Consider the following 7,121-nt stretch of genomic DNA (forward strand, 5'->3'; position numbering starts at 1 on the left):
GGAAGCTGCTGCAGGAAATCGACGCCTGGCTGCGCGCCGAGGATCCCCGCGTGCGCCAGGTAACGGCCTCGATCGCCGCATCCTGGCAGCATATCGAGATCGTGCGCGCCGACGGCCAGGTGGTGCGCGATATCAGGCCGCTGGTCCGCGTCAACGTCTCGGTCGTCGTCGGCGATGGCGACCGCCAGGAGAGCGGCTCCTATGGCATGGGCGGGCGCAAGGCGTTCGGCGACTTCCTGGTCGAGGACAGTTGGAAGCACGCCGCCAGGGAGGCGCTCAGGCAGGCGCTGGTCAACCTCGAGGCGATCCCGGCCCCGGCCGGCACTTTCGACATCGTGCTGTCCAGCGGCTGGCCGGGCGTGATGCTGCACGAAGCCGTCGGGCACGGGCTGGAAGGCGATTTCAATCGCAAGAAGACCTCGGCCTTCGCCGGCCTGATGGGGCAGCAGGTGGCCGCCAAGGGCGTCACCGTCGTCGACGACGGCACCATCGCCGAGCGGCGCGGGTCGCTCACCGTCGACGATGAAGGCACGCCTTCGGCCCGCAACGTTTTGATCGAGGACGGCAAGCTGGTCGGCTACATGCAGGACCGGCAGAACGCGCGGCTGATGGGCATGAAAGCCACCGGCAATGGCCGGCGCGAAGGCTATGCGCACCAGCCGATGCCGCGCATGACCAACACCTACATGACCTCGGGCGACATGGAGCCGGACGAGATCATCGCCTCGGTCAAGAACGGCATCTATGCCGTGTCCTTCGGCGGCGGCCAGGTCGACATCACGTCGGGCAAATTCGTGTTCGGCTGCACCGAGGCTTACATGATCGAGAACGGCAAGGTGACGCAGCCGATCAAGGGCGCGATGCTGATCGGCAACGGACCTGACGCCATGCACCGCGTCTCGATGGTCGGCAACGACATGAAGCTCGACAATGGCATCGGCATGTGCGGCAAGGCCGGCCAGGGCGTGCCGGTCGGCGTCGGCCAGCCGCATCTGAGGATGAACCAGATGACGGTCGGCGGCACCCGGGTTTGAGGCTCGGCGCCGTTCGGAAGAGATCGACGAAGCGCTGACGCGTTTCGACCTGTTCGTGGCGATAGAACTTCGACGAACAGATCGAGCGGCCGGCGACACGGATGGTGCCTGCCTTCGTCGAGCGTATTCTCTCAGCGACAGGCTATTGCCGGCGTTCCCAACCTGAATCCCGGCCGCGACCTTGAAGCGAACACAATCCACATTAAGACATTATTAGGTCTTTGACTGCTTGGGCTCCCTTTTGCGCACGAACGCAGCACCAGTTCCTCGTTGCGGTGGTGGTTTGGCAATGCGGCCTGTCCTGACTTCGTCTTTCCTGCTTGGCTTCGTTTCGTTGATTGGCGCGACAGCACTGCAAGCCAGTCCGGCGGCAGCACAGTCGACGTGGTTCAAGGCGCGATCGACGCAATCTTCTGCCGCCGCCGTGGGTGGAAGCACCAGCGTCCCCTACGGTTGGATCGACTTCTGTCATCGCCGGCCAAAAGAGTGCAAGGTGCCCGCTCTGCCGGCCGCGAATGTCAAGCTGACAGCACGGAACCTCCGCATCCTCAAGCGGATAAATCAGAAGGCGAACAGCGCCATCGAACCCGTCAGCAATTTCGATCACTGGGGCACGATGGCGGACCATTGGGATTACCCGGTTGACGGCAAGGGCGATTGCAAGATCTACGCACTCTACAAACGCAAGCTCCTTCAGGAGGCTGGATTTCCCAGACAGGCGCTGCTGATGACGGTCGTGCGCGACCTCAACAATGAAGGCCACACCATCCTGACGGTGAAAACCGACAAAGGCGATCTCGTCCTCGACAATATGGTCGACGAAATCAGGCCCTGGAACGCGACCGGCTACTACTTTCTGAAACGTCAGTCGCAGCAGAATCCGAATGTCTGGCAGTCAGTCAACCAGCGAGGCGGCACGCCGAAAACCTGACGGATGCCGCCAAGCGCGTAATCTGAGCGGCCGGAGCGATCGCCTTTGACGGGCTGATGCGCCACACCAGAGGCCCCCTGTCTGGCAACGAGCAAGGATGTTCGCCCCGCGAACGGAAAGGGCGACTCCCGGCCGCGGCAGCCTACTGGTTGCAGGCCGGTTCGCCCTGCTTTCCGCAAGACGGCTTTTTCTTGAGCTGCTGTGGCGGCTGCTCCTGCGGGAGACGCCGCTCTTGCATCTGCTGTCTCGGCTGCGCCCGGAATTCCGGCTTCGGCTCCGATCTCTGCGGCCGGAGCACCTGCTCGTTAGGCCTTTCCTGTCTCAACTGACGCTGCGCATTCTCGTTCGGCCTGATCTTGAGGTTGCGCTGGACGTTAACCTGCGGGCCGGCGGCCCCCTGTTCGCTGTTCTGCAGCCGGCGCAACGTCCTGCCCCTGTCGTTCCTGCTGGCGGAGCCCTGATTCTCGTCGGAGAACACCGCCGGATTGTTCCTGCTGAACCGTTTCTGCACGCCCGGTCCGTTGTCGGTTGGCTCACCGTTGACGGTCGGCAGTCTGCGGAGCTTCCTGCTCCTGTCGTTTCCGCTGGCCGGGCCTTGACCTTGGTTGGAGAACAGCTCCGGATTGTTCTTCCTGAGCCGCTCCTGCACGCCAGGCCGATTTTCGGCCGGAGCACCGTTGACGGTCGGCAGCTTGCGGAACTTCTTGCCGTTCTGCCGAGCTGTGCCCTGCTCTCCGGTAACAGCTGCACCGGCATTTCCAGTCGCCTCTTGGTTGCGGCCAACGATGCCTTGCTTGCCAAGCTGCTTCCTGGACTTGTTGCTGGGCAAATTCTCGTCGTTCAGCGCCGGCCTACCGTTGATGAGCGGCAGCTTTCTACCGTTGGCTCCTGGCAGGGCGTGATCGGTTTCAAGCTTACCGGTCGACAAGGTCTTCGACAGCGGAGTCGCTGCATCAGGTTGCTGGCCCTGTATCACACGTTGGCCAGGCTTCGGCGGCAAGCCGCCCTGTTGCTGATTGGACGGGGCCTGACCGGACATGGCCACTCTCTTTTTCAGCAGCGGCGGCAGCGCGACCCTGGCCGCCAGTGCAGCCGGGCCGGCCCCAACCGTGCCTCCGGCCGTCTTCTGGCCTGTCGTGAGGCCACCCTGAGCATTGTGATCGATGGTCTCGTTTTTGATCGTCGTGTTGATGTTGTTGATGACGGTCGTGTTGTGGATGTTGTTGAAGATGATGTCGTTCGGCGGCGGCACGATGTGACGCGGCGGATTGATAAACACAGGTATCGGCACGAATACCGGTGTCGGCAGGACGAAGACGTCAACCGGCGGCGGAGGCGCTTCCAACACGACGAATTCCGGCGGCGGCGGCGGCAGGAAGATCACCGCGATCGGCGGTGGCGGCTCGAAGTCGAAATCGGGATCGTCGAAATAGAGCACCGGCCTGTCGACGTAGACGATTTCCTCCTCCGGCGGCGGCGGCAAATCATAGTCATAGACGGTGAATTCCTCCGGCGGTTCCAGCGCAGCGTCGAAATGCTCGAGCCGCCAGCGCGCGTCCCAGGCATGCGGACCATGCCGATAGCGTCGCAGATAAGACCAATAGGCTTCCGGGGTGTCCTGCAGCCAGGTCTCACGCCACGTGATCGCCTCGCGCCGCGCGGCGATGATGGCGCGCACGCGCTTGGCCATCGGATCGTGTGGATAAGTGACGAGGAAATCCTCGTAGCCGCGCATCGTGTCGCGATCGAGAGCCGCGACATAGGCGTCATGAGCATTGAAATCGCGGATCGCCCTGGTTCGATTGGACCGGGAGTCGGCCTCCGAGACCTTGGGCGCGGGCGCGTCCGCAGCGCGGTCGAAGAAGACGAAAGGCGTGACGATTTTCGAGGCGTTCCACGGCACTTCCGCACCTTGCGTCACCTCGTTGACACGCAATCGTGTGCGGTCGAACACGTCGTCAAGCGACAATCCGCCTTGGCGTATCATCTCGGCCAGCGCCTGGGCATAGGCACCGTAGGGGCCTTTGCCTTCGGGCGCGACCGTTCCGGGAGCGGCGTTGAAGGCAATCAGCATGTTCGGGTCGGGATCGACCAACGCAAGGCCGCCGGCCAGCGGCTCTTTCCACTTCGGGAAGGGATTTGGCCGCGCCGCGTCAAGCACGACGATGTTGACCTTCGTCGGCAATCCGGCCAGCGATTTGGTGACATCGGAGAGCCGCATCGCCTGAAGCGGCACGTCGGCTGGACTGGCAATCTGGGCATCGATCGGCAAGTAGTAATTCTCGCCTTCGAACTGCACGCCGTGGCCGGCGAGATAGACGAAGACAATCGCGTCGGGACCGGCGGCGGAGACCTTGCCGAGGAAATCGCGCAATGCGCCGCGCAGCGATTCCTGATCGACATCGCGCGCCCCGACCACATCGAACCCGGCCGCCTGCAAGGTCTGCGCGATCAGGCCCGCATCATTGGCGGCGGTCGCGAGCTCGCCGGCCTGATACGCGCCATTGCCGATGACGAACGCCAAGCGCTTTTCACCTTGCGCGAGGGCTCCGGTCGAGGAGCTGACCGCGAAAAAGATAAGAACGATGATGAGGCCGGTGAATTTCTGAAGGGTCTGCATGTCCGTTATCGCCATCGGTTCATATTAGTAACGGCGAATGGGCCGAAATGTTTCCCAAAGATGCGAAATTAGGAACCCGCACAAAGGCGGCTTTAGGGCACAATTTGGTCGAAAGAACAGAGGCTTCAGAAATTTCCTGCGAACCGGCGGTCGTGAACTACCGCCGCCTCTTCGGCCTTTCCAGCAAGGCGACCGCTTCGACGTGAGGAGACCACAGGAACTGGTCGATGGGCGTCACGCTTTTCAAGCTGTAGCCGCCATCGATGAGGATGCGCAGGTCGCGAGCCAGCGTCACCGGATTGCAGGACACCGCGGCAACGAACGGGACATCCGAGCGGGCGATCTGCTTCGACTGATCCTCGGCGCCGGCGCGCGGCGGATCGAAGACAAGGCCGTCGAAGGCGTTCAACTCCTTGAACGTCAGTGGCCGGCGAAACAGGTCGCGGCGTTCGCCCGTCACCCGCTTGATGCCGGTCGCGAAGCGGGAACCCCGGTCGAGCGCCGAGAGTGCGGCCGCATCGCCTTCGACCGCGTGCACCTCCGACTTCGCGGCCAGCCGCAAGGCGAAGCTGCCGCAACCGGCAAAAAGGTCGGCGACCTTTTTCGCACGCTTCAGATGTCCGCCGACGATCTCGGCCATTGTCTGTTCGGCTGCCTCGGTCGCCTGCAGGAAGGCGCCCGGCGGCACGGCGACCGCGACGCTGCCGAACATGACGACAGGCTTCCTCGGCTCGATGACGATCTCGTCGTCGATGGACAATCTGGCAAAGCCCTGCGCAATGACAAAATTGGAAGCGATACGGCGCTGGTGTTCGCCGAGCTTGCCGGGGTCGTGCGCCGCGACGTCGAGGCCCGAAGCCGTCACGGTGACCGCCATCCGGAATGATTTGGTGGTGGCACATATCAATCCGGCCAGCGCCTTCAACGGGCCGAGCGCGGCGACGATCTCCGGCAGCGAGATCGGACATTCGGATATCGAGATGATTTCCGGCGACAGATGGCGATTGAAGCCGAGCAACATGCCTGTTTCAGTGCGCCGGGCGGCAAGCACGACACGGCGGCGCGATCGCGGCGCGCAGGCGACCAGTTCGCCAATCTCGCAATCGATGCCCTTCAATGCGTGCACCACCTTTTCGCGTTTCCACCCGCGATAGGCTTCGGTCTCGAAATGCTGGAGGGCACAACCGCCGCATTCGGTGAAATGGCGGCAGGCAGGGTCGACGCGCAGCGGCGAGGCCTCCAGCACCGCCATCAGCGTGGCGCGATCCCTTTCGCGCGCGGCGGTGACGGTCTCGCCCGGCAGCGTGAAGGGAATGAACAGATCGCCGCTTTCGGTTTCGGCGATGCCGTCGCCCTGCGATCCGAGCTTTCGTATTGTGAAGCGTGCGCTCATCGGTCCTTGATCCCACCGAGCAGGAATTCGCGATTGCCGTCGCCACCTTCGATCGGCGACAGATGGAGGCCGAGCGAGCGCCAGCCGGGAACGGCATCCAGCCAATCCTGCAGCAGGCCCGCGACACGGGCGGCATCGAAGGGGTCCTTCAACAGACCGCCCTTGCCGATCGCCTCGCGACCCGCCTCGAATTGCGGTTTGACCAGAAAGACCGCGCCGGCGCCGGGCCTCGCAAGAGCAAGCGCCGGCGGCAGCGCAAGTTTCAGCGAGATGAAACTGACGTCGGAAACGATGAAATCCGGACTACGGCCGGCAAGATCGGCGGCGGTGAGATCGCGTGCGTTCAGGCCTTCGATCACGGTTACGCGCGGATCACCGCCGACATCAGGATGCATCTGGCCGTGGCCGACATCGATGGCCGTGACATGGGACGCGCCGCGTTCGAGCAATACCTGGGTGAACCCGCCTGTCGAGGCGCCGATGTCGAGGGCCTCGCGGCCGGCGGGGTCGAGGCCGAAATGGTCCAGTCCGCCGATCAGTTTGAGCGCCGCGCGCGAAACATAGCCTTGCGCCGGATCGTCGATGACAACGAGGCATTGCGGCGAAACGTTCTGGCCGGGCTTGCGGGCAATTGCGCCGTCAACCGTCACCGTGCCACGCTCGACCGCGTCACGGGCGCGCGAACGGCTGGCAAACAGCCCACGCTGGACGAGCAGGTCGTCGAGCCGCTGGCGTGTGCTGGCTGGCAGAGGCGAATTCATCGGCCTTCTCTGGCGAAAGCCCGCGATGAAGGCAAGGACATTACACGGAACAGGGTGACGTCGTGCGTGTACGGCTGGAGCAGCGAGCCAAGCCGCGGCTTGCGTGCATCGCGTCGGGTCCGGCAAAATGGCCATCGAGGGGAGCCTCCATCGTCGGAAGCCGGGGAGAACGAATGCTGACGGGAACCTGCCACTGCGGCGCGACTCACTAGACCCTGGAGGGCGATCCCGGCCCGGTGACGGCCTGCAACTGCACGCTTTGCCGCCGCTATGGCGCGCTCTGGGCCTATGATTATGTCGACGAGCGCATTCGCGTTTCGGAGCCGACGGCCAGCTATACGCGCGCCGGAAAGGACACGCCGTCGCTCGAAATCCTGTTCTG

The 7,121-nt window shown here is 63.6% G+C and carries 5 protein-coding genes and 1 pseudogene; 3 read left to right on the top strand and 3 right to left on the bottom strand.

Annotation, left to right across the window (positions count from 1 at the left end; all coding sequences use genetic code 11):
- Nucleotides 1-1,034 (top strand): metallopeptidase TldD-related protein (locus tag EOA36_RS21560; RefSeq protein ID WP_127279339.1); only part of this gene is annotated, 1,034 nt, incomplete at its 5' end.
- A gap of 289 nt (nt 1,035-1,323) precedes the next feature.
- Nucleotides 1,324-1,965: a transglutaminase-like cysteine peptidase gene (locus tag EOA36_RS21565; protein ID WP_189343685.1), complete on the top strand. Its 642-nt coding sequence runs from the start codon at nt 1,324-1,326 to the stop codon at nt 1,963-1,965.
- A 142-nt stretch (nt 1,966-2,107) separates the two neighbouring features.
- Here the strand turns inward: EOA36_RS21565 and EOA36_RS21570 are convergent, their stop codons facing one another.
- From EOA36_RS21570 to EOA36_RS21580, 3 genes are all read right to left on the bottom strand, one after another.
- The gene (locus EOA36_RS21570; RefSeq protein ID WP_127279341.1) at nt 2,108-4,585 is read right to left on the bottom strand and encodes a caspase domain-containing protein; all 2,478 of its coding nucleotides are present in this window, start codon (nt 4,583-4,585) and stop codon (nt 2,108-2,110) included.
- Between the two features lie 157 nt (nt 4,586-4,742).
- Entirely contained in the window at nt 4,743-5,978 is a 1,236-nt protein-coding gene (locus EOA36_RS21575; RefSeq protein WP_127279342.1) for a class I SAM-dependent RNA methyltransferase, read from the bottom strand.
- Nucleotides 5,975-6,739, bottom strand: coding sequence for a TlyA family RNA methyltransferase (locus tag EOA36_RS21580; protein ID WP_127279343.1), 765 nt, complete (start codon nt 6,737-6,739; stop codon nt 5,975-5,977). The genes EOA36_RS21575 and EOA36_RS21580 overlap by 4 nt, the downstream gene beginning before the upstream one ends.
- Before the next feature lie 215 nt (nt 6,740-6,954).
- On the opposite strand from EOA36_RS21580, the pseudogene EOA36_RS21585 reads away from it, so the two are divergent.
- Nucleotides 6,955-7,121: pseudogene (locus EOA36_RS21585) on the top strand (GFA family protein); the annotation flags it as partial.

The sequence above is a fragment of the Mesorhizobium sp. M8A.F.Ca.ET.021.01.1.1 genome (assembly GCF_003998025.1).
Taxonomy (GTDB): domain Bacteria; phylum Pseudomonadota; class Alphaproteobacteria; order Rhizobiales; family Rhizobiaceae; genus Mesorhizobium.